The sequence below is a fragment of the Marinobacterium marinum genome, from assembly GCF_013868415.1.
GTDB lineage: Bacteria > Pseudomonadota > Gammaproteobacteria > Pseudomonadales > Balneatricaceae > Marinobacterium > Marinobacterium marinum.
Genome location: NZ_JACEMT010000055.1, coordinates 150,077 through 173,833, shown reverse-complemented (window position 1 = coordinate 173,833; position 23,757 = coordinate 150,077). Strand labels below are relative to the sequence as shown.

At 56.4% G+C, this 23,757-nt stretch carries 15 protein-coding genes; 9 read left to right on the top strand and 6 right to left on the bottom strand.

Going from position 1 to position 23,757, the window contains the following annotated elements:
- Positions 1 to 385 precede the first annotated feature (385 nt).
- From H1S06_RS15275 to H1S06_RS15265, 3 genes are all read left to right on the top strand, one after another.
- Positions 386 to 3,856, top strand: a complete 3,471-nt coding sequence (locus H1S06_RS15275) for an indolepyruvate ferredoxin oxidoreductase family protein (protein ID WP_181741764.1) — start codon at positions 386 to 388, stop codon at positions 3,854 to 3,856.
- A gap of 77 nt (positions 3,857 to 3,933) precedes the next feature.
- Complete coding sequence (locus H1S06_RS15270) at positions 3,934 to 5,025, top strand: Glu/Leu/Phe/Val family dehydrogenase (protein WP_181741762.1); 1,092 nt, start codon at positions 3,934 to 3,936, stop codon at positions 5,023 to 5,025.
- An 83-nt stretch (positions 5,026 to 5,108) separates the two neighbouring features.
- Positions 5,109 to 6,515 (top strand): sodium-dependent transporter, encoded by a 1,407-nt coding sequence (locus tag H1S06_RS15265; RefSeq protein ID WP_181741759.1) that lies wholly within the window; start codon positions 5,109 to 5,111, stop codon positions 6,513 to 6,515.
- Positions 6,516 to 6,683: 168 nt separating this feature from the next.
- On the opposite strand, the gene H1S06_RS15260 is transcribed toward H1S06_RS15265, so the two are convergent.
- The 4 genes from H1S06_RS15260 to H1S06_RS15245 are packed head-to-tail and all read right to left on the bottom strand — an operon-like array spanning position 6,684 to position 13,719.
- The gene (locus H1S06_RS15260) at positions 6,684 to 8,117 is read right to left on the bottom strand and encodes a sigma-54-dependent transcriptional regulator (protein WP_181741757.1); all 1,434 of its coding nucleotides are present in this window, start codon (positions 8,115 to 8,117) and stop codon (positions 6,684 to 6,686) included.
- Between the two features lie 7 nt (positions 8,118 to 8,124).
- Positions 8,125 to 9,678, bottom strand: a complete 1,554-nt coding sequence (locus tag H1S06_RS15255; protein ID WP_181741755.1) for a phospholipase D-like domain-containing protein — start codon at positions 9,676 to 9,678, stop codon at positions 8,125 to 8,127.
- A gap of 2 nt (positions 9,679 to 9,680) precedes the next feature.
- Complete coding sequence (locus H1S06_RS15250; protein ID WP_181741753.1) at positions 9,681 to 11,021, bottom strand: hypothetical protein; 1,341 nt, start codon at positions 11,019 to 11,021, stop codon at positions 9,681 to 9,683.
- On the bottom strand, positions 11,011 to 13,719 hold the full coding sequence (locus H1S06_RS15245; protein ID WP_181741751.1) for an AAA domain-containing protein: 2,709 nt from the start codon (positions 13,717 to 13,719) through the stop codon (positions 11,011 to 11,013). Before H1S06_RS15245 ends, H1S06_RS15250 begins: the two co-directional genes overlap by 11 nt.
- A 464-nt stretch (positions 13,720 to 14,183) precedes the next feature.
- On the opposite strand from H1S06_RS15245, the gene H1S06_RS15240 reads away from it, so the two are divergent.
- Positions 14,184 to 14,933: an SIR2 family NAD-dependent protein deacylase gene (locus tag H1S06_RS15240; protein ID WP_181741749.1), complete on the top strand. Its 750-nt coding sequence runs from the start codon at positions 14,184 to 14,186 to the stop codon at positions 14,931 to 14,933.
- Between the two features lie 277 nt (positions 14,934 to 15,210).
- Entirely contained in the window at positions 15,211 to 17,034 is a 1,824-nt protein-coding gene (locus H1S06_RS15235) for a cation:proton antiporter (protein ID WP_181741747.1), read from the top strand.
- A gap of 68 nt (positions 17,035 to 17,102) precedes the next feature.
- Here H1S06_RS15235 and metE read toward each other — a convergent pair whose 3' ends face one another.
- Positions 17,103 to 19,412 (bottom strand): 5-methyltetrahydropteroyltriglutamate--homocysteine S-methyltransferase, encoded by a 2,310-nt coding sequence (metE, locus tag H1S06_RS15230; protein WP_181741745.1) that lies wholly within the window; start codon positions 19,410 to 19,412, stop codon positions 17,103 to 17,105.
- 102 nt (positions 19,413 to 19,514) lie between these two features.
- Here metE and H1S06_RS15225 point away from each other — a divergent pair, with 102 nt between their 5' ends.
- The 3 genes from H1S06_RS15225 (at position 19,515) to ilvA (ending at position 22,547) form a co-directional block, all read left to right on the top strand.
- On the top strand, positions 19,515 to 20,408 hold the full coding sequence (locus H1S06_RS15225; RefSeq protein ID WP_181741743.1) for a LysR family transcriptional regulator: 894 nt from the start codon (positions 19,515 to 19,517) through the stop codon (positions 20,406 to 20,408).
- A 20-nt stretch (positions 20,409 to 20,428) separates the two neighbouring features.
- Positions 20,429 to 21,268: an NAD-dependent protein deacetylase gene (locus H1S06_RS15220; protein ID WP_220183910.1), complete on the top strand. Its 840-nt coding sequence runs from the start codon at positions 20,429 to 20,431 to the stop codon at positions 21,266 to 21,268.
- A gap of 259 nt (positions 21,269 to 21,527) precedes the next feature.
- Positions 21,528 to 22,547, top strand: coding sequence for a threonine ammonia-lyase IlvA (ilvA, locus tag H1S06_RS15215; RefSeq protein ID WP_181741738.1), 1,020 nt, complete (start codon positions 21,528 to 21,530; stop codon positions 22,545 to 22,547).
- Positions 22,548 to 22,602: 55 nt separating this feature from the next.
- Here the strand turns inward: ilvA and H1S06_RS15210 are convergent, their stop codons facing one another.
- On the bottom strand, positions 22,603 to 22,758 hold the full coding sequence (locus tag H1S06_RS15210) for a hypothetical protein (RefSeq protein WP_181741736.1): 156 nt from the start codon (positions 22,756 to 22,758) through the stop codon (positions 22,603 to 22,605).
- A 149-nt stretch (positions 22,759 to 22,907) separates the two neighbouring features.
- On the opposite strand from H1S06_RS15210, the gene H1S06_RS15205 reads away from it, so the two are divergent.
- Positions 22,908 to 23,516: a lysozyme family protein gene (locus H1S06_RS15205; RefSeq protein WP_181741734.1), complete on the top strand. Its 609-nt coding sequence runs from the start codon at positions 22,908 to 22,910 to the stop codon at positions 23,514 to 23,516.
- Positions 23,517 to 23,757 lie beyond the last annotated feature (241 nt).

Genomic DNA, 23,757 nt, shown 5'->3' with positions numbered 1-23,757 from the left:
TCATTGACCTGCCACTAAAAAGACTTTAGCGTGGAGCTCAGTTCGTTTCCCCATGAGGGCGGCGAACACTGAAATCGCCACAGCGGCCAAAATCCGTACAACAAAAACAAGAGTAAAACCGCCGGTACCGTGATCCGGTCTGGTGGTCGAGGATTTCATTATGTCAATGCAAAAGGCTTCCCCAGCCATGCTCCCGCTCGGGCATGGTCTATCCGTTCGACCCCCCCAATCATCCTTTTCCACAGGATTCGCCGGCGTCACAACGCCCAGGCCTCAGACCCCGTACGTCTGATCCGCAGCTGAATCCGTTCCGGCTCCAACCCGGCTATCCGTCCGGTATGGGTACCCTGTGCCCCTGTCCGGCCTATATGGAAAAGGTGACACTATGCGTGATGTCAATCTCAACGACGTGTGGGAATGCGAATCCGGCCCCGTCTACATGACCGGCAGTCAGGCGCTGGCACGTCTCCCGCTGCTTCAGGCTCAGCTTGATCGGCGCAACGGCCTCAACACCGCCGGCTTCATTTCCGGCTACCGCGGCTCGCCCCTGGGCAACTTCGACAAGACCCTGTGGCAGGCCAAGCAGTATCTCAAGGAACGCAAGATCCACTTCCTGCCCGGCGTCAACGAAGACCTGGGCGCCACCGCCGTCTGGGGCTCCCAGCAGGTGAACATGTTCGAAGGGGCCGAGTATGACGGGGTGTTCGCGCTCTGGTACGGCAAGGGCCCCGGCGTCGACCGCACCGGCGATGTGTTCAAGCACGCCAACGCCGCCGGTACCTCTCGGCATGGCGGCGTACTGGCCGTGGCCGGCGACGACCATGCCTGCAAGTCCTCCACCCTGCCGCATCAAAGCGACTACGGTTTCATGGATGCTTCCATGCCGGTACTCAACCCCAGCGGGGTACAGGAGATTCTCGATCTCGGCCTGTATGGCTGGGCCATGTCCCGCTACTGCGGCTGCTGGATCGGCTTCAAGGCGCTGGCCGAAGTGATGGATTCCTCCATCACCGCCAACCTGGACCCGAACCGTATCGATATCAAGTATCCCGCGCATTTCGAGCTGCCTTCCGATGGCCTCAATGCCCGTTGGCCGGACAAGCCGCTACAACAGGAGGAACGCCTGCACCGCTACAAACTGGCGGCTGCCAAGGCGTTCTGCCGCGCCAACCGACTCGACAGGATCGTACTGAGCGCCCACCAGCCGCGCATCGGCATCGTCACCACCGGCAAGTCCTACCTCGATGTGATCCAGGCCCTGTCCGATCTGGGGCTGGGCGACGCCGAACGCGACGCAATCGGCCTGAGTGTCTACAAGGTCGCCATGCCCTGGCCGCTGGAGCCGGAAGGCCTTTTCGAGTTTGCCACTGGTCTGGAAGAAATCCTGGTGGTGGAGGAAAAACGCGGTCTGATCGAAGAACAGATCAAGACCCAGCTGTACGGCTGGCAGGACCGGCAGCGACCGCGCATCATCGGCAAGTGTGATGAACAGGGCGTGGAGCTGTTGCCCTCCATATCCGAACTGACCCCGGCCATGGTGGCCCGCGCCATCGCCAGCCGCCTGAAAGACCGTTACTGCACCGACAAGCTGCGCGAGCGCCTGGACTTCCTGACCGAGAAGGAATCCAGCCTGGCACAACCGAAGGAACGTCTGGAGCGCACGCCACACTTCTGCTCCGGCTGCCCACACAACACCTCGACTCAGATACCGGAAGGCAGCCGTGCCCTCGGCGGCATCGGCTGTCACTACATGGCTACCTGGATGGAGCGCGGCACCGATACTTTCACCCAGATGGGCGGCGAGGGCGTCACCTGGATTGGCCAGGCTCCCTTCACGCGGCAGAAGCACGTGTTCCAGAATCTGGGCGACGGCACCTATTTCCACTCTGGCCTGCTGGCGATCCGTGCTGCCATCGCCTCCGGCGCCAACATCACCTACAAGATTCTGTACAACGATGCCGTCGCCATGACCGGCGGCCAGCCGGTGGACGGCAGCCTGAGTGTGCAGCAGATCAGCCACCAGCTGTACGGCGAAGGCATACGTCATATCGCCGTGGTCAGCGACGATATCGACAAATATCCGTCACGGGCCGACTTCGCCGACGGCACCACCTTCCACCACCGCGATGATCTGGATACCCTGCAGCGCCACATGCGCGACATTCCGGGATGTTCGGTACTGATCTATGACCAGACCTGTGCCGCCGAAAAACGCCGTCGCCGCAAGCGCGGCAGCCTGGCGGACCCCGACCAGCGCGTGATGATCCACGCCGATGTCTGCGAGGGCTGCGGCGACTGCGGTATCCAGTCCAACTGCCTGTCGATCCTGCCCAAGGAAACCGAACAGGGACGCAAGCGCAGTATCGACCAGTCCGCCTGCAACAAGGATTTCAGCTGCGTGCGCGGTTTCTGCCCCAGCTTCGTCACCGTAAAAGGCGGCAAGCTGAAGAAGCCCGCCGGCGTCAGCCAGGACGTACATTTTGCCGAGCTGCCGGAACCCGAATTCGTCGGCGCCCATGATCCCTACAGCATCCTGCTGACCGGCGTCGGCGGTACCGGCGTAGTGACCGTCAGCGCCCTGCTCGGCATGGCCGCCCACCTGGAGGGCAAGGGTGTGGCGATCCTCGACCAGGCCGGTCTAGCGCAGAAGTTCGGCGCCGTGGTCAGCCATATCCGTATCGGCAAGTGTCAGGACGATATCCATGCCGTGCGCATCCCCGCCGGTGAGGCCGACCTGATGTTGGCATTCGACCTGATGGTTGCCGCCAGCGACGAAGCTCTGGCCAAGCTGGACAACCGTTTCTCGCGCAGTCTGGTCAACACCGAAGCGGCCATGCCCGCCGCCTTTACCCGTGACCCGGACCTGCACTACCCGGGCGAAGCGATGGAAGCCACCATCCGCGAAGCCTCCCGTGCCGACGGCAGCTGGTTCCTCGACGCCGGTGCGCTGGCCAAGGCGCTGATGGGCGATGGCATGGCGGTGAACCTGTTCACCGTCGGCTTCGCCTACCAACAGGGGCTGCTGCCGCTGCAGGCGGAGTCGATCGAACGTGCCATCGAGCTGAACAATGTGGCCGTAGACAAGAACAAGCTGGCATTCCTCTGGGGCCGCCGTGCGGCACATGATCTGGACGCGGTCAAGGCGCTGGCCTTCCCGCAACAACAATCCAAGGGCAGCCCGCTGCAGATTCTGGAATCGCTGGAACAGGTGATCGCGCGCAACAAGCGCCACCTGACCGCCTATCAGAACGCCCGCCTGGCCAAACGCTACGAGTCCCTGGTGGACAAGGTGACGCTGGCCGCTCAGGAACGACTGGGTGGAGACGCCATTCTGGTCCGCGCCGTGGCCGACAACTACGCCCGAGTACTGGCCTACAAGGACGAGTACGAAGTGGCCCGCCTGTTCAGCAACGGTAGTCTGCGCCAGCAGCTGGACGACGAATTCGAGGGTGATTACACACTGGAATTCAACCTGGCTCCGCCACTGCTGAGCCGTGGCAAGGACGGTGCTCGCCCACGCAAGATCAGATTCGGTCCCTGGATGGAACGCGGCTTCAAGCTGCTGGCCGGGCTCAAACCCTTGCGTGGCACGCTTCTGGACCCGTTCGGGTATAGTGGGGACCGCCGCCTGGAACGTAACCTGATCCGCGAATACGAGGCCGATATCCAGTGGCTGCTGCAGCGTCTGGCACCCGACCGCGTGGATGCGGCCCGTACGCTGGCATCACTGCCGAGCCGCATTCGCGGTTACGGACCGGTCAAGGAAAAGGCCTATGCAGCGGCATGTCAGGAGCGCGAGCAGCTACGCAACGCCATCAGCCCCGAAGCGTCTGACCTGAGCGGCGCGACCGCCTGACACATTCACAACTCGTTCAAGCCCGAGGGTGCGCCTGCGCGGCGCATCCCGGCAGCTCATTTTGGAAGGCACCAAACATGAATGTATTTTCACATCCCGAATTCGATAACCACGAACAAGTCTGCTTTTTCACTGATCCCAAGACGGGTCTCAAGGCGATCGTCGCTATCCATAACAGCTCCCGTGGCCCCGCGCTGGGCGGCTGCCGCATGTTCCCCTACGCCAGTGACGAAGAAGCGCTGCGCGATGTATTACGCCTGTCCAGAGGCATGACCTACAAGTCGGCACTGGCCAACTTGGATCTGGGTGGCGGCAAGTCGGTGATCATCGGCGACCCGCGCCAGCACAAGACCGAAGCGCTGATGGAGGCCATGGGACGCTGCCTGGAACAACTGGGCGGCCGCTATATTGCCGCTGAAGACTCCGGCACCAGTGTAGTCGATCTGCAGATCATGGGCCGCCACACCACACAGGTTGCAGGCACCTCGGAGCATCCCGGCTTTGACGGCCGCCCCAGCAACGGCGATCCCTCCCCCGTCACCGCCTATGGCGTGTTCGTAGGTCTGAAAGCCGCCGTGCGGCACAAGCTCGGTCGCAACGACCTGGCCGGTCTGACAGTGGCCGTGCAGGGCATCGGCAACGTGGGCTATCGTCTGGCCCGGCACCTGCATGAAGCCGGTGCCAAACTCTGGGTTTACGACATCCATCAGGACCAGATGGACCGTGCGGTCCAGGAATTCGGTGCCACCCCCGTCAGTGCCGACGACATTCTGACGCTGCCGGTCGATGTAGTGGCACCCTGCGCGCTGGGCGCCGTACTCAACGACACCAGCATTCCCAAACTGCAAGCCAAAGTGGTCGCCGGTGCCGCCAACAACCAGCTGGAACGCCCTGACCATGACGCCTTGCTGATGCAACACGGCATCCTTTATGCCCCCGATTTTGTCCTCAATGCCGGAGGCATCATTGATGTATTCCACAGTCGCACCGACTATGAGCCGGACCGAGTCCGTGCTCATGTCGACAGTATCGACGCCACCCTGAGCGAAATTTTCACCCGCTCCGATCGCGATGGCCGCCCAACCGGCGTCATTGCCAATGAGCTGGCCGAAGAACGTTTCAAGCCTGCCGCCACACCGCAGGACAGTACTCTGGCTCAAGTCAGCTAGCCGTCCCCATACACCCTGAAAAACGAGCCGACCCCGGTCGGCTCCTGTCCCCCGACAACAAAAAATCCAAGCAGGAGACAGTCATGTCCTACTCTTCTTCCGCCACCGCAACCGGCCTTCAGGACAATACGTCCGCCAAACGCGGTTTCTGGTCATCACGTCTGGCCTTTATTCTGGCCGCCACCGGCTCCGCCGTGGGGCTGGGCAATATCTGGAAATTCCCCTACATCACCGGCGAAAACGGAGGCGGGGCCTTCGTGCTGGTGTATCTGCTGTGTATCGCTGTCGTCGGCATTCCGATCATGATGGCGGAGGTGCTGATTGGCCGACGCGGCGGACACAGCCCGGTTAACAGCCTACGTCTGATCACCGAACGCGACAGGCTCAATCCTCTGTGGAAGCTGGTCGGAGCCATCGGCATACTGGCCGGCTTTCTGATTTTGTCGTTCTACTCGGTGATCGGAGGCTGGGCGCTGTCCTATGTCGGCACCTCGGCCTCCGGCCAATTCACCGGCCAGACCGCTGAAACCGTAGGCGCCATTTTTTCCGGCCTGCTCAGTGATCCCGTTACACTGCTGGCCTGGCACAGTCTATTCATGGCGCTGGTCATGACCGTGGTGGCACGCGGTGTCCGCTCCGGTCTGGAACGCGCCACCGGCATTCTGATGCCGAGTCTTTTTATCCTGCTGTTGGTTATGGTGGGCTACGCCATGACATCCGGTCACTTCAGCGCGGCGCTGAGCTTTCTGTTCCAACCGGACTTCTCCAAATTGACCACGTCCGGTGTCCTTGAAGCACTGGGACATGCCTTCTTCACCCTGAGCCTGGGCATGGCCGTTATGATGGCGTACGGATCCTACCTGCCGAAAAACGTGTCCATTACCCGCGCTTCCATCACGGTGTCCGTCATGGATACCGGGGTCGCCCTGCTGGCAGGCTTGGCCATTTTCCCGATCGTATTTGCCAATGGGCTGGAACCGGGCGCCGGTCCCGGCCTGATCTTCCAGACCCTGCCGCTGGCGTTCGGCCAGATGCCGATGGGGAGCATCTTCGGCACCCTGTTCTTCGTCCTGCTGGTATTCGCGGCCTGGACTTCCGGCATCTCACTGCTGGAACCCATTGTCGAATGGCTGGAAGAACAAAAAGGAATGAACCGTACCCTCAGCACCCTGGTCGCTGGGTTGACCTGCTGGCTCCTGGGCATTGCCTCCATCCTGTCGCTGAATCTGTGGGCGGATGTTGCGCCTCTGGGCATGTTTGCCGCCTTCGAAGGCAAAACCGTTTTCGACCTGCTTGATTATCTGACTGCCAATATCCTGCTGCCGCTGGGCGGGCTTCTGGTCGCCGTCATGGTCGGCTGGTTCATGTCGAAACAGGCACTGCAGAACGAACTGTCACTGTCCGCCGGAAGTTTCCGCCTCTGGCACAACACCCTGAAGTTCGTCACTCCGATCGCCGTGCTGGTAGTGTTCTTCTATAACCTGAGCTGATCAGGCCCCCACCACACTGGCGGCAGCTCCCTGTCGCCGGTGTCCCTTCTGCCAGCGGGACTGATAAACTGAACTAGCCACAGACTGAGAGGCTCATAACCCGAAGGTCGTTGGTTCACATCCAACCTTTAAGTATCTGGCGATTTCTCAACAATCGATAGATCTCCTTCAACATTGATCAGTATTTTTTCCATGACTGGAAAGGGTTTTCGGCGTACATTCCAATGCTTTTGCAGCAGAGTTCCAGTCGCCGTAATGTTGCTTCGCCCATATGGCGAGCCGGTGCTGAAACCGTCGAACCCGGTTGTTCCAGCTACCCATTCCCAGATCAGATTCACTGCTATCAATTCGATCCCAGCGCTGCCATTCAGCAATGGCAATTTCAACTGCTTCCTTCTCTGTTGTTTCGCCGAGCCAGGCCATGATTAAAACAGCCAAACGCTGCAGGTCACGCATATTCCCAGCAAGTGGATGCTCCTTCAGCAAGACCTTAAGCGGTGCGGATAAAGGAGCTTTCTCTGGTGTGGAGACTGTTCGGCGGGACTCCGTCCAGACGTGTTGCCAGTCGTCCGGTATATCGTCTCGACAATCGCGTAAAGGCGGAATTTCAACAGTCATGTGTGCGATACGATCCAAGAAGTCCGGGTACAGTTTTTTTCTGAGTTCGTCGAAGTTCAGGTTACTGGCACACACCAACTCGAAGTCGGACGTATTCTCTTCATCGGAACCGAGGCGGCGATACCGGTGCTTAGGATCCTGCAGTGTCCTGACCAGCTCCCGCTGTACGTTCCGCGGCAAGTCCTGCACTTCATCCAGAAACAAAATTTGACCCTTGGCTTTCCCTAAAAGGCCTTCGCGTTCCTTTTCTGCACCCGTAAAAGCACCTTTCACGTGACCGAAAAGCAGGCTTTCCGCCACCGTAGAGTCTAAACCACCGCAGGCCAAGGCCACGACTTGCCGTTGTTTAATTGTGCTCAAAAAGGTTTCAACAAGCCGGGTTTTTCCCGTTCCACGCTCGCCCAGCAACAATAATGGGTGCCCGTTTAATCCAGCGTACTGCTTCAGGCGTTTGAGAGCGGCATGCCGAGCGGGCGATTTTGCCTCGGGTTCATAATGAGCTAGTTCAGGATCAATCTGCCTGGAGGCTCGAATTTCTGCCAGGTACGTCGTGATCGAAAAGTCGACAGGTTTCAGACTCGTACGATTGGTTTTCTTATTGTACTGGGATGACCACAGTCGGGTCCCTACGGGGAATGCACCACCTGCCGAGAGCATCAGCCACACACTGTGCATCGCTGGTGTTCCGGGTGAAATATTAATGTGGAGTTGGTTTTCGCAGTGCTGGACTAAAGGGACAATGTCGTCCCGGACTCGTTGGTATATAACCTGATGCTCTGTCGGGTCCTCCAAATCAACACCAATACAATGAATAGTCGCAGAGCCCATAGAGTCTGGTACCTCTGCAGTGCTGTTTGACTGCACTAGATACACCACCTGTTTGATCGGGAACTTCTTTTCAAGCTTCTTGAGTGTATTTTCGAGTACTTCTTTGCCGGCACGCTCAGCGTGCCAGCAAAGAAGGATATGTCCATTCAGCTCCATAACAGCGTTACTCCACCACGATGGCGGATGCGTTTAGTTCAGCTTTTAATTGCATAGCTGAGCTTAACTGCCGCGGCGATTTGATTGCCACAACAACCCTACCACCCGCTTCGGTAAAGGCTGGCGGATCATATGGAACAGACTTTGGTTCGGATTGCTTCTGTGTTGCTTTCCCTTGAGACAGTTGTTCTGCGGGAAATTTCCTTAGTTTAGGCTTAGCGCCTTTGGCAAGGCTCGGTGCAACTACGTTCCATTGGCATTTGAGCTCATGCGCCAGATGGGGAAGTTTTCCAGAGGATGGCAGTTCCGGCATGGCCGCAGTCAATGTTTCAGCCGACGAAGCTTCAACATCTTTCAAGGTCAGGTGCATTTGGGACTCAATATTTGCATCACTGAATGCTTTCCCATCCCAGATTTGGACTAGTCCGACCACATCCCCAACGGTCCCCCCGGTCTTTAATTCCCACTTGGCTGCTGACTGCCAGTAAGCCAGGGTATGCTTCAGTTCTTCGAGGCGCACATCATCAAACATCACACCCAGTTCGAATCCCTTATCCAGACCATGTTCCTGTAGGTTGGCAGACATGACCATCGCCTGCTGACCGTCGACCACCAACGCTTTGGCGTGCAGCCATTTGAATCCATAGATTCGGGCACCAGACTGAGTTAAAAACTCAAGCGCTGGCATTGATGCCGGCCGAATTCTCGCGAAAACAGTGACCGGGATACCTGATTTCGCTTTTTTTGCCAGAGCTTGTACCACTGGGTGATCAAGGTCCCAGCCGAAGCAGCTGACCAGGATTTCAGCTTGGGCTCTTTCAATCATTGCCAATGCCTCGTTGGCAATTTGGCGGCTACAACTTGTTGTGGCAACAACCGGTAACTCGATCTTCGGATCGGATATGTGAGACAGGGGCTTAACTGCTCGGAACTCACCTGATTCAATCGATTCGTGCTCAGCCGCTTCCCAAATGGCCCATTTCAAATAACCTGCCAATTGCTTCACTTCTTGCAGTTCCAGCTGAAGCAACAATTCCTCATTGCGCTTCATGGCATCTGTTGTCAGATTGGCGGTCAGTAATACGCCATTGGCAATGGACGTAAATGGATCCGCCAGCACGACTTTGGCGTGGAAGCTTGAGCTGGTCCGGAACATAACTCGACCTGCCAGTTTTTTAAGCATAGCCTTGTGTTGAGCCAGAACCTTTTTGTCGAATTCCCCTTCAGGGTCCTCTCGGTCCAGGCGAGCCTCTGCTGCAATCAGGCAATAAACCCGAACACCTCGCTCCTCCGCCTCTAGTGTTGCTTGTTCAACATCATTGTCCGCCAGCAAGAAAGTGCATAACACCAGCATTTCCTTTGCTCCGGATATAACCCTAATCACGTCGGTTGCCAGTGATTCATCGCAAAGCAGCGTGTCTCGCACCCGAGCGCCTGACTTACGAATTGGAGAGCTAGGCCTTTGCTTTTCACGTTGTACCCAAAGGGGAGGTACTGGTTCAGCACGGTTATCGATAGTCTGCGAATAAGACTTTATAAATTCATTATTCAGCGTGCTCATCCTTAAATCCCCCAATCCTCAACAGCCATGATGTGCCAAGTTTTCGATGTGTTTTTCTGATTGTGTCGTCCCATCCATATCTGGCTTGCCAGCTCAGATCGTGTCGGAAGATTTAAAACATCGGAATATTCATTAAGCGGCAGGGTCGCCTGTTCACACCAAGCTGAGTAGTCAGGCTCAGTCGCATAAGTATTGATCTTGTTTTGTAGTATCCACTCGGCCCAATACTGGGCGTCCGCTTGACTGGCAGGGAAGATCGAAATCAATCGACTTGTCGCGTCAAATGAGCCGAACATCGATAGGCGAGGCGTCACAAATTCCAGTCGTCGTTGCATGGGCTCGCGCTCCTGTCCCTTGGTCTCCGAAAATGAAACTAAGAGGCGGCTTTTATCTCGATCCCATGATGACCAAAGGTGAGCATCTTCAAGTAACTCTCTCCACACCTCTTCGAATGATACGGCAGGGGCCGTTGGCGTGGCGTTCACTTTAGAGTCGGCAATTTTCCCTTTCAAAAGCAGATTACGAGCCTCTGGCGACCAGGTAATTTCAAGCTGGGCCTCATGATCCGTTCGCTCTATACGAGGTTCTATAGAGTCCAGTCGGATCAACTCATTACCTGTTGCTGAAGGTTGAGAAAGCTTGTGTACACTAGCCTCCAACCACTTCGGAATCGTTTCGAAGTTATCGCTTCTTTTTTTGGTATCCTGCTTCTTATCCCCCATCACCTCATCATAGGCAGAGCTTTCTCTGCAGGGTTTGACTCTCAATATCGGGTATTCCAACAGTTGGTCGTCTGAAGCCCAGATAGTCCAGGTTCCTTCTTCCGGTACCATTACCCTGCCGGCGTCCAAGGCTTTTTGGCCATCCTCACTCAAGAAGTAACGAGGGCGTTTTTTCTCGCCTTGTATCTCTAGTAGCCCGAGACCCGTACACATCTCCAGCAAGCGATGGCCAACCACTTCTCGTCCAACTTCTTCACCCAATAGGTGCCCGGCTATATCCTGTGCGTATGTGCCCTCGTTTTCTAACGCGCGCTTTAAAACCGGCATCAAGTCGTCCCGTTTAGCAGACCTGGAAATAGTGGCTTTAACGTTCCAACAATAAACGTTCACCGTTCGCTTGAGTTGGAACGTTGCCGATAAGCTTTTGCTGGGTATAGCGTGAGTCTGAGGCTTCTCGGCTTGCTTACTCGTCGGCCTTTGCCTCGCCTGCTCCAGTTTCTTTTTGTTCGCTCGCTTGGTAGGCCTATGTGGCTCTGGTTGTGCTTCCTTCACCGGAACTGGCTTTTCAGCCTGATCAATCAAATTACCGAGCTGAGAAAAGTCGTTTATCTTATTCAACATTCACACTCCATATGCTATCACCAGCCAGGATTCCGACCAGGCTATTCGAGTTTTTTAATGCATGGCGATTACCAACAATGACCAGTTGATAGCGGGCTCGTGTCAGTGCAACGTTTAGGCGATTCGGGCTTTCCAAGAACGATGTGGCGTAATTATTAGAAAAAGACAGAAACACCAGATCAGCTTCATGACCTTGAAATCGATCGACGGTACAAAGCTGAATGGACAGGTAAGGGCTATGTTTACCGCCCCGATAGAAGTGTCGTTTGGACTTTTGGTTGTTCGTCCACTTTTGCAGCAACCTCTGAAATTCTCTTTCCTGGCCACGATAGAAGCACAGGATAGCCACTTCCCATGGTCTTGCTTTCTTTTCTCCCGTTTCGGAGGACTCAATACAAGGGCTATCTTTCGCCCAATGATCGAAGCGTTTGAGCTCTCTCAAAACCGCTTCGGTTTCTTTTTTATTAGCATTTGCCTTACCTGGTTTTCCTTTTACATCGAGCCATTCAGACCTCGTTGCATAGCCTTTATACTCCCAGGAGCGCTTCTTCTCCATGCCATCGGGAGAAAACAAGGCTTCTCCGTTGTAAACATGGCAATGAGAGAAACTGGCGATTTCCGGGTGCATACGGTGCTGGTATGAGAGCAACACGCGACGTTTTGCCAATACGTCGTCAGGTAAACCATCCGTCAAGGCTGAACCCTTGCGATCTCGAGAGGTGCGTTCAAAGCCGTAACGAAGACACTCCAGCACTGAAGGTAGTGCGACCCGCCTAACAGACTCGATACTGTCCCTCACCTCGGCAGGATTAACGCCTTCAATCGCTTCCGCGGGTAACAAAGCCGCAAGATCCTGGGTTAATTTTTCAACTGTATTCTTGCGCGTTTCTGCGTCAGCTTTTTCCGGTGCGAAGCGCTGTTCATAGAGTCTCGCCTGCCGCCATGCGACCTCCTTTTCCCAAGCAGGGCTTCCGTCGATTTTCAGGTCATTACGTCTGGCATAAGCGATAGCCCGCCGCTCTGCGACAGGAAGAAATGACTCGTCCTTCGCTGACCGGATCGTAGTGCTATCCAGTGGTAAATAATCTTCGCATCGCTGAAGGCTCTCGCGATCTCCAATTACGATAGAGGCATAACCTGTCGTCGGTTCGGGATGCACACGCTTAAGCGAAACCGAGTGTGCAGCGGCCTGCTTTTCATATACATCTGTATCATCAGGACTGACCAACTCGACAATCGCGGTCCGCCGCTTCTTTGGAGAGCGTTGACTGGCCAAAAAAACATCAACACATGCGTTACGGATAACCTCTTTGTTAAGGCATGGTTTTAAATTAATGGCCATGTCTTCATCATCGACATACGGCGAAAGCTGCTTGGGATCACCGACCAAGATCCAGCGTTTGGCATGAAGAGCAGGAACCAAAAATTCATGAAATGTGGTTTTGGATGCCTCATCAATGATCATGATGTCAAACTGAGGGCTGCCTACTCCTCTTGATTGCTTTATATCCGGATGCTGAAGCAACCCTATCGTGGTTCCGCAGACCAAGTTGGCAGAATCAAGAAGCATCCGCTCAATCAAAGAGCTATCGTTCTGAATGTTCTGCTTCAGCGCCGATTGTGACTCAGTTAGAGGGTGCTGATTATCAAGGTGTGCTTTTATCCGTTTGGATTCGGTCTTTACAAATTGACCCAACTGCCAACACCAAGTCTTCTCGGATACATTAGCCTCATCACCAATACGAACTGGAATGACTAGGTGACGATGCGGGCTACCGTCCTCCATCAGGCGTTCTATGACATTATCAACAGCAACATGGGTGGATGCGCAAAGAAGTACACGCTGACCTTTCTGAACCAGTTGCAGGATAAGCTCACAAATCGCGGTTGTCTTACCTGAACCAGGAGGACCTTCAAGCAAGGAAAAGTCCGGTGTGTTGAGGGCTGTTGCAACAAACAGGCGTTGCTCCGTCGTACCAGGCCTGGTGGCGTCAGTTAGAACCTTCCATTCAAGGCCTTTTTCCAAGCCATCGGGGTCTGGAACTGTCGTTTCTATCCAGGACTCGATATCATAATCTGTTTTAAAGAACTTGGTCTCAAAGTCTGGATTAAGATCAGGCCAGCGTGCATGGGAGGTGTCTTCAAGCAAGCGTAACAAGGGCAAGTGAGCAGGTGAGGGAGCATTCTGCAGCCTGCGAATCGCCTCCAACTGCTTTTGAACTGTATACGTGTTAGGGCGAAGCAGGATTTCGCCGACTGGCATACGTTCAAGTAATAACTGTTCTGTCTCTACATCGCGATTGAGTACACGAATTTCGCGCTCGCGGAAAAATTTACGTCGTTCCTTGCGTTTGTTGCTTTGAGTATCAGGCTCAGCCGGACCAGTCTCGTAGACCGATTTAACATTATCTTTTAAAAAGTCATCGAATACTTTCTCAGGCAGGTTTGGCAAGTCCTCAGGCTCTGTTAGTTGAACCCACACTCCGCTGTAATTATTTGCTTTCTTGCCATCATCCTGGTGGTGCGACTCCGGTAGAAACCCGCGCTCAACGGCCAGGCGCAGAACGGCTTCGTCGCTCACCATGTAGCTCATTACACGAGTCAGGTAGTCATTATGACTTTTGAGGCCATAAAAGGCCTTAGTCATCAACATGTCTGGTCGGTGCTCAACCAAATTCTCATAGTGCAGCAGTGCCATAGTGCCTCCCTTCGGCAAAAATTATTGGCAACTCCTATAAGCTAGTTCCATGCCAACAATTTGAATTAAAATAAACCATATATATCAATTACTTAAAAGCATGAAAGATACAAAAATGGAAATAATTTTCTATTAAACGAAAATTATGCCGTTTTTTTCGAAATTTGATTTCAGATAGTAAGCTAGAAGAATACAAACACACGATTGCTCAGAGAAGATGAGATAACGCGTATCTGACATGTAGCCATCACATGTATTCAGGACTCAAAGGTACTGCGATGATGAAGAGCCTTAGCCTCCGAGCTGGGTTGTAAGTAGTACAATCTTAAAAGATCAGGAGGCCCCGAATAATTTCATGTTGAACTTCCTGATTTCGATTTGTGACAGATACAACCACCTAACATATTGATTTTTTTGATTTGTGACACATACCACAATATGCCGAAATGACCGAGACTCGCACGATGACACGCCCTGACACCCGACGCCTGATCATCTTCACCGGAGCCGGCATCTCCGCCGAGTCCGGAGTCCCGACCTTCCGCACCGGACCTGATGGCCTCTGGCACAACCACCGTATCGAGGATGTCTGTCATATCGACACCTTCGAACAGAACTACGAGCTGGTCCACCAGTTCTACAACGATCGCCGCACCGCCCTGCAGGGTGTGGAGCCCAACGCCGCCCACCGGGCCATCGCCGAACTGCAGCACCGGCACGGCGAGCGGGTCACGCTGATGACCACCAACGTAGACGACCTGCACGAGCGCGCAGGCAGTCCCGATGTCGTTCATATCCACGGCAACCTGCTGGAACTGGTCAATCTGGCTGCAGGGCGCATCGAGCCGATCGGCTACGAACCCTTTGACCACCGGACACATCCGCCTCACTTCAAACCCAATGTGGTGTTCTTTGGCGAAGCGGCACCGGTCTATCCCGACCTGTTCAATCTGATGAACTCACTGAGCAGCCGGGATCTGGTTCTGGTCGTCGGCAGCAGTGAATCGGTGCTGCAGTTCTGTCTTGAAGCCTACCACGGCAGTCAGGGCGAAGCGGTCATTCTGTATGTGGACCCGACCGAGCACTGTCCCTATGACCGTCTGCTCGGCCCCGGACTCAAACCCTACACCGAACACTTCCGTCTGGGCGCGGTGGAAGCCCTGAGCGAAGACTCGCCGGTGCGGGCATGGATCGACGAGTGGCTGGCACGCTGAACCGCAAACGGCACAGCGCTGTGTCACCCCGACCGGTGCGACCAAAACAAAAAAAGCCGCATACCCCAACCTGCCAGATCGATGGGGTATACGGCGGGAAATGCTGAGCTGACTGCTCGACAACACTCAGCCAGACCTGTCAATGAACAACATGAATATTAATGATAATGATTAGCGATTGCAACCATTATCTTAACCTCTCCTGCTCGTTAATACGGAACTGAAGAACTGGCGGTACACGCCGCTATACCTTTAATCACAACGACAAGGACCGCCAATGACGCTTAACGATCTCTTTTCACCGACTCTGGGGTTTGCATCGCTGGCACTGGCCAGCCTTGCCTGCCAATGGCTGGCCTGGCGCTGGCGACTGCCGGCCATTTTGTTTCTGTTGCTCACGGGCATTTTGCTGGGTCCCATCGGCGGGCTGCTGTCACCGGATGACTTTCTTGATGAACTGCTGTTTCCTCTGGTCTCGATCAGTGTCGCACTGATCCTGTTTGAAGGCAGTCTAACGCTCAAATTCAGCGAACTGCGTGAAACAGGCCCCGTTGTCCGGCGCCTGGTCACCTGGGGTGCCCTGATCACCTGGCTGGTCATCAGCCTGGCAGCTTATGGCCTGATCGGACTGTCACCCCCGCTCGCGGCTCTGTTCGGCGCCCTGGTGGTTGTCACCGGACCCACCGTCATCGTCCCCATGCTACGCACCCTGAGGGCCACCCCGCGTATTGCGGAAGTCCTGCGCTGGGAAGGCATCTTGATCGACCCTCTGGGGGCCCTGCTGGCTGTTCTGGTATTTCAGTGGCTGATTGCAACCGGCAACGGCGACAACGGCCTGTTTGCCAGCCTGCTGGTATTCATGAAAGTCACCCTGGTTGGCACCGGGGCTGGCCTGCTGGCGGGCTGGCTGCTGTCCAGCGCATTGCGTCGCCACTGGGTACCCGAGTATCTTGAAGTGCTGGCGACAGTCTCGCTGGTACTGGTAACCTTCGCGCTGTCCAATCAACTGGCGCACGAATCCGGCTTGCTGGCCGTCACCCTGATGGGAATCTGGCTGGCCAATGCACGCGGTATCAATATAGAAGGCATTCTGGCTTTCAAGGAACACCTGGCCGTGCTGTTGATCTCGGGCCTGTTCATTCTGCTGGCCGCCCGCCTGGATCTGACGGCCTTACTGGCACTGGGCTGGCCCGCCCTGGCACTGCTGGCAGTGATCCAGTTTATCGCCCGCCCCCTGTCGGTCTGGGTCAGCACTCTGGGCAGCCGCCTCAGCTGGCAGGAGCGGAGTCTGATCGCCTGGATCGGCCCGCGTGGCATCGTCGCCGCCGCCGTCTCGGCCCTGTTTGCCATCAAACTGGAGCAGGCCGGTTATGAAGGCGCAGGACTGATCAGCGCACTCACTTTTGCCGTGATCATCGGCACCGTCGTATTCCAGAGCGCAACAGCGCGCCCCATTGCCAAATTGCTGGGCGTCACCGAGCCGGAACCACGCGGCCTGCTGCTGATCGGTGCCAATCCCGCTGCCCGAGCACTGGCCGAGTGCCTGCAAAAAGAAGAGATTCCCCTGCTGATGGTCGACACCCATTGGGACGCCATCCGTGATGCACGCATGCATGGTATACGCACACTCTGTGGCAACCCGCTGGCCACAGTTATTGATGACCGGTTGGATCTGGCCGGCCTTGGCCATCTGTTGACGCTGACTCCGCAACGCGAATGGAATGCCCTGCTGTGCCAGCATTTTCAACGCGATTTCCCGGCACATCATATTTTTAGCGTGCGTACGGATCAGCATCAAAAAGCCCGGCTCAAACTGGCCGAAGAACATCAGGGCCAGCGTCTGGGACCGGAGACGCTCAGCTTCAGTACCCTGGCCGGACTGATCAGTCGAGGCGCCCGTTTCCGTGCGACCCGTTTCAGTGACAACTTCAGCTATACCCACTGGCAGGCACAGGATGCCGACAATACCCGCATCCCCATCGCACTGATCAGCCCCGACCGGCACCTGACCCTTCTGTCCGATGCCGAAAACCTGGCTCCGGAAACCGGTTGGACACTGGTGTATCTGGCACCGAATGCGGTGACCGAAAAACGCGACTGAAACACCTGCAACCGCCTGCCCCAACGCCCCGTTCATCCAGACCGGGGCGTTGGCTTCCAGAACAGCTGTCAGGCGGCAGCCACTTCAGCTTCACGCAGCACTTTGGCAGCATCCACCATGTTCTGCAGGGCCGGAATTACTTCACTCCATTGACGCGTTTTCAAACCGCAGTCCGGATTTACCCACAAGCGCTCGGCCGGGATACGCTGAGCAGCCAGACGCATCAGTTTCACCATCTGTTCAACCGGCGGAATATTCGGGCTGTGAATATCATAAACGCCCGGACCGATTTCGTTCGGGTAATGGAATTCGTCGAACACATCCAGCAACTCCATGTCGGAGCGTGACGTTTCAATGGTGATCACATCAGCATCCATGTGCGCGATCGCCTCGATAATGTCGTTGAATTCCGAATAGCACATGTGGGTGTGAATCTGAGTCGTGTCTGCCACACCATTGGCGGTAATACGGAAGGACTCGACGGCCCAGGCCAGGTATTCGGCCCACTGGCTGCGGCGCAACGGCAAGCCTTCACGCAAAGCCGCTTCGTCAATCTGAATGATATCGATACCGGCCCGTTCAAGGTCCTGCACTTCTTCACGGATCGCCAGAGCCAACTGCTGGCAGCTGATGGATCGCGGCTGATCGTCACGCACGAATGACCAGTTCAGGATCGTCACCGGACCGGTCAACATCCCTTTCATCGGCTTGTCGGTCAGCGACTGGGCATATTGACTCCAGGCCACCGTCATCGCCCGGGGGCGGCTGATATCACCAAACAAGATCGGCGGCTTGACGCAGCGGGAACCGTAGGACTGCACCCAGCCGAACTGGCTGAAGGCATAGCCATCCAGCTGCTCACCGAAGTACTCGACCATGTCATTGCGTTCGGCTTCACCATGCACCAGTACATCCAGCCCCAATGCCTCCTGCTGACGTACGGCAAACTCGATTTCCTGCTTCATGCGGGTTTCATATTCGACGGCCGCCAACTCACCCCTTTTGAAGGCCAGACGCGCCTTGCGAATGTCCTGCGTCTGCGGGAAAGAGCCGATCGTGGTGGTCGGATACAACGGCAGGTTCAGCTTGTCACGCTGCAACGCTGCACGCCGGAGATACGGGCTCTGGCGCTCGCCCAGAGCGACATCGATTGCAGCAACCGCTTTCTGTACCGCCGGGTTATGCACGCGCGGCGAACTGCGACGGCTGTTCAGAGCACAGCGGTTTTCAGCCAGTTCTGCTGCCACCGCATCACGTCCTTCATTCAAGGCGCGGTGGAGAACACGAATTTCATCCAGCTTCTGCTGTGCAAAGGCCAGCCAGGACAGTACTTCGGCATCCAGCGTCTGCTCACTGTCCAGATCCACCGGGACATGCAGCAAGGAACAGGACGGCGCGATCCACAAACGCTCACCCAGGTCCCGAGCCACCGGTTCCAGCCAGTCCAGCACCTTATTCAGGTCTGTTTTCCAAATATTGCGACCGTTGACCACCCCCAACGACAGCACCTGATCGGCTCCCAGCCGACGTTTGACCGTTTCGACTTCGTGGCCGGCGTTGATGGCATCCAGGTGCACACCCTCCACCTGAAGGCTGCAGGCCAGATCGAGATTTTCCCCCAGCTGACCAAAATACGTGGTCAGCAACAGCTTCACCCCGCTGTTGGCCAACACCGCATAGGCGGTGCGGTAAGCGGCCTGCCATTCGGGCGACAGTTCGGTTACCAGAGCCGGTTCATCAATCTGCACCCACTCAACGTCCTTGTCAGCCAGCTGTTTCAACAGCTCGGCATAGACCGGCAGCAACTGGGCCAGCAGGCTCAACGGCTGCGTCTCGTCCTTGGCTTTGCCCAGCAACAGATAGGTCACCGGACCGAGCAATACCGGTTTGGCACTATGCCCCTGCGCGCGGGCTTCTTCCAGATGGCTCAGCAGACGGTTCGGGTTCAGACTGAAACGGGTCTCGGCACTGAATTCCGGCACGATGTAGTGATAGTTGGTGTCAAACCACTTGGTCATTTCACCGGCATGAACGCAATGGCAGTCGCTGTCATTGGCCGAGCGGCCACGGGCCACGCGGAAGAACTGATCCAGCTCGGAACCATCCAGTCCCTGTACACGGGCCGGCAGATTGCCCAGGGTGAAGCTCATGTCCAGCACCTGATCATACAGGGAGAAATCCCCCACCGGGATCAGATCCAGACCGGACTGGCGCTGCCAGTTCTGCTGACGCAAACCGGCCGCCGTAGCCAGCAAATCGGCCTCGCCGATTTCACCTTTCCAGAAGGCTTCCTGGACAAATTTCAATTCACGACGGGCCCCAATACGCGGGAATCCCAGATTGTGCAGGCGACTCTTGTCGGCAGACTGAAGGCTCATGGCTCTCTCCAAAATTCGATTCGAAGAAAATCCTAGCCCTTCTTAATGATGAAAAATAATGGCATTATCTCATTAAATAATTAATTAAAATCATGGATTGATATGCTCGAACGTCACCACCTGATGATCCTTCGTACCGTAAACCAGCAAGGGTCGCTGACCGCTGCGGCCGAGAAACTCTGCCTGACCCAGTCCGCCCTGAGCCACTCAATACGCAAGCTGGAACAGCAGCTGGGTACGCCCGTGTGGCAGAAGGAGGGCCGCCGCCTGCGCCTGACCCAAGCCGGTGAATACCTGCTGCAGCTGGCCGAACGGCTGTTGCCCCAGTTCGAGCACGCCGAAGATCTGATGCAGCAGTTTGCCAGCGGGCTGCGTGGCACCCTGCGCATCGGCATGGAGTGTCACCCCTGCTACCAGTGGTTGCTCAAGGTCGTGAACCCTTACCTCAAGCAGTGGCCCGAGGTGGATGTCGATGTGCGGCAGAAATTCCAGTTCGGCGGTATGGGCGCACTCTACGGCCATGAGATCGACCTGCTGGTGACGCCGGACCCGCTCTACCGCAGCGGCCTGATCTTCGAGCCGGTGTTCGATTACGAACAGGTACTGGTGGTCGGCCCCGAGCATCCGCTGTTCGGCCAGTCGCAGGTCGAGCCGGAACAGCTGGTGCAGGACACCCTGATCACCTACCCGGTGGAGCCGGACCGACTGGATATCTTCAACCGCTTCCTGACTCCCGCCAGCTGCAGCCCGCGCCGCCACAAGCAGATCGAAACCACCGACATCATGCTGCAGATGGTCGCTACCGGACGCGGTGTGGCCGCGCTGCCGCGCTGGCTGGTAGAAGAGTACCGCCAGCGGCTGCCCCTGCATCCGTTGCGACTGGGGCCGACCGGAGTGGACAAGCAGATCTTTCTGGGCCTGCGCAAGGAAGATATCGAAACCGACTATCTGCACGCATTTGTAGAACTGGCACGCAGCCACAATACTGTAACCTGACCCGATCGGACCTGATGCCCATGCCGTTGACTGAGCCCCGCCATGCCCTGACCCGGTTTATCCACCGCCACCCGCGCCTGCTGGTGCTGACCGGCGCCGGCATCAGCACCGATTCCGGCATTCCCGACTACCGCGACCGGAACGGCGAGTGGAAACGCAAGCAGCCGGTGCAGCACCCGGATTTCATGCGTTGCGAACACACCCGCAAGCGTTACTGGGGACGCAGCCTCATTGGCTGGCCGGTGATGCGCGATGCGTGCCCCAACCCGGCCCACGCGGCGCTGGCGCAGCTGGAGCAACTGGGCCATATCGACCTGTTGGTCACCCAGAACGTGGATGGTCTGCATCAACAAGCCGGCAGCCAAAAAGTGACCGATCTACACGGCCGCTCCGACCGCGTCATCTGCATGAGCTGCGCCTTCCGCTGCAGCCGTGACGAAGTCCACCATCGCAGCGCCGAACTGAACCCGACCTTCACCCACTACACGGCCGCAACCGCACCCGATGGCGATGCCGATCTGGAAGTGGATTTCAGCGGCTTCCGCATCCCGGATTGCCCCCAATGTGGCGGCATCCTGAAGCCGGATGTAGTCTTTTTCGGCGATCACGTGCCCAAACAGCGTGTTATCGATGCCCTGGAGGCGTTGCAAAACGCCGATGGCCTGCTGGTGATAGGCTCTTCGCTGATGGTCTACTCCGGCTTTCGCTTCTGCCGCCGCGCCAATGAGTGGAACAAACCGATCGCAGCGCTGACTCTGGGCAGGACACGGGCCGACGAACTGCTCAGCCTCAAGCTGAACGCTCCCATTACACCCGTGTTACAAACGGTCATCGCGGAGCTGTCGTCACCGGCAACGTGAACCGCCCGCCACTTGGCAACTCCACTCGGAGCTTGACTCGGCTTACAGGGTGGTCGATAGTTACAAGCTACATATTGAACCGAATTCGCACGTCGCAACGCATGTACCAAGCCAACTTCAGCAACATCATGATGATTATTCGCACTGGCAACCGCCTGGTGGGATAGTCCGTACACGCACGACGACTAACAAGAAACCCGCCACCCGGCGGGTTTTTTAATACCCGCTGCCCGTGGCCTTCCAAAGGAAAGGTGACCTCATGACGACCGCAGCCTCGGCACTCCCCGCCCAGTCCAACCCCCTTCTGCCGACCACCGCCGATATCATGACCGCAGCGGACCGACTGGCGGGTATCGTCCGCCACACGCCCTTGCAACGCTCCGAGTTTCTGAGCCGCGCTTTTAACGCCAATGTCCTGCTGAAACGCGAAGACCTGCAGCCGGTCCGCTCGTTCAAGCTCCGCGGGGCCTACAATCGCATGGTGCAGCTCACCGAAGCCCAGCGCCAGCGCGGCATTGTGTGTGCCAGTGCCGGCAACCACTCCCAGGGCGTCGCCTTTTCATGCCAAGCGCTGGGTATCAGCGGCACCCTGTTCATGCCCGCCAACACACCGGCCCTGAAAGTAAACAAGGCACGTCAATTTGGTGGTCAGCAGGTGCGTATCGTCCTGACCGGACAGACCTTTGATGACGCCTGTGCCGCCGCCCGCGAATTCGAGCGCCAGCAGGGCGCTACCTTCATCCACCCCTTCGACGACGTGGATGTAATCTGCGGCCAGGGCACCTTGGGACTTGAACTTTTGCATGACCAGCCCCGGATCGACTACCTGTTCGTCCCTGTTGGCGGTGGCGGACTGGCCGCCGGGCTGGGTACCGTCTTTAACGAGCGGTCACCGCATACCCGGCTGATCGGCGTGGAACCGAACAAGGCCGCTGCCCTCAAACACTCGCTATCAGTCGGCCACAACCACAGCCTGGCGCAGATCGACCCCTTCGTAGACGGCGCCGCTACACAACGCATCGGTGAGCTGGGCTTCGAAATCTGCCAACGCACGCTGAACCGCGTAGTCAGCGTACCCGATGCCGACACCTGCCAGGCACTGATCAACCTGTATCAGGAAGAGGCCATTGTGGCCGAACTGTCCGGCTGCCTGAGCATTGCTGCTCTGACCGCACTGAAAGACGAGATTGCAGGCAAAACTCTGGTCTGTATTCTGAGCGGCGGCAACAACGACTTCCATCGTTTTGCCGACATTGCTGAACGCGCCGCCTGCCGCTGAGTACGTATACCACCGGGGGTCGCCTTGCCAAGGGCCACCTCCGGCCACTCCGGCCTTAACGTGCGCGGGGTACGCACACCTGGTCACCGTAGTAGTTGTTGCTATAGTTGCAGTGCAGGCAGGCCTGTTCGTCTGTTCTGGCCACCTGAGCGTCCGCCGAACGAACAGACTGTGAAGATGATTCAATAATGTAACGTGCGATATGAGCCATGTTGCTGTCCTCCGATTGAATATGGGACCAGATTAACCGGATTAATTTATTTGTTGAAATTTATCTTTTAACTAAACCTGATTGATTTAATCAATCGATAAGCTGGCAAGGACTGCCCGCGATCTCAACAGGAAAAGGAACCTCCATTGATGACAACACTCACTCCGTCACTGCACAGCCGTCTGATACACCTGCTGGAACAACAGGAAGGCCGTATCAACCACATGTATCGTGACACCCGCGGCTTTATCACCATCGGCGTGGGCCATCTGCTGGCCTATCCCCACTCCGCTGCCCGTTTGGCATTCATACACAGAGAAAACGGCCACCCCGCCCAGGAAACCGATATCCGTGCCGAATTCCGCCATCTGTTGACCCGTCCCTACGGACAGCATCTGAGTGCCCACAGCTTCAAGCCCCAGACTCGACTGATCCTGCCCGACAGCGAAATCGATGCACTCACCCACCGGCACATCAACACCTTCACCAAAGAACTCGGCAACCTGTATGGCCCGACCAAGCTGATCGCCATGCCGGAACGCGTACAACTGGCCCTGTACGACATGATCTTCAACCTGGGGCAACCCAAACTGAAACACGGCTTCCCCCGCTTCAACCAGCATATTCGCGACGGCAACTGGGCCGCCGCCGCCAGGGAAAGCCACCGTCGAGGCATCAGCGAATCACGCAATCGACATGTATACAAATTGCTCAGTGGGAAAGTCCATCAACAGGATACTACACAGGTGGACACATAGTTATTCACAAACCAGATCCATGAGCTTGCGCTGAAATATGACGTGCGGGTTACGTTGTTCAGGTATTTGAGTAATGCCTGAACAGTTTTACAAACCCCGTATTATAAGGGCTTAGCATAGATGTGCGGACCTGTTGTCCTTAGCTTATCCACAGAACTACTCAGGGGTTCTGGGGGTAAGTTAAGTTAGTCACAAGGGGTAAGAACGATAACGTAGTCACTCTGCAAGCTAATTACCCACA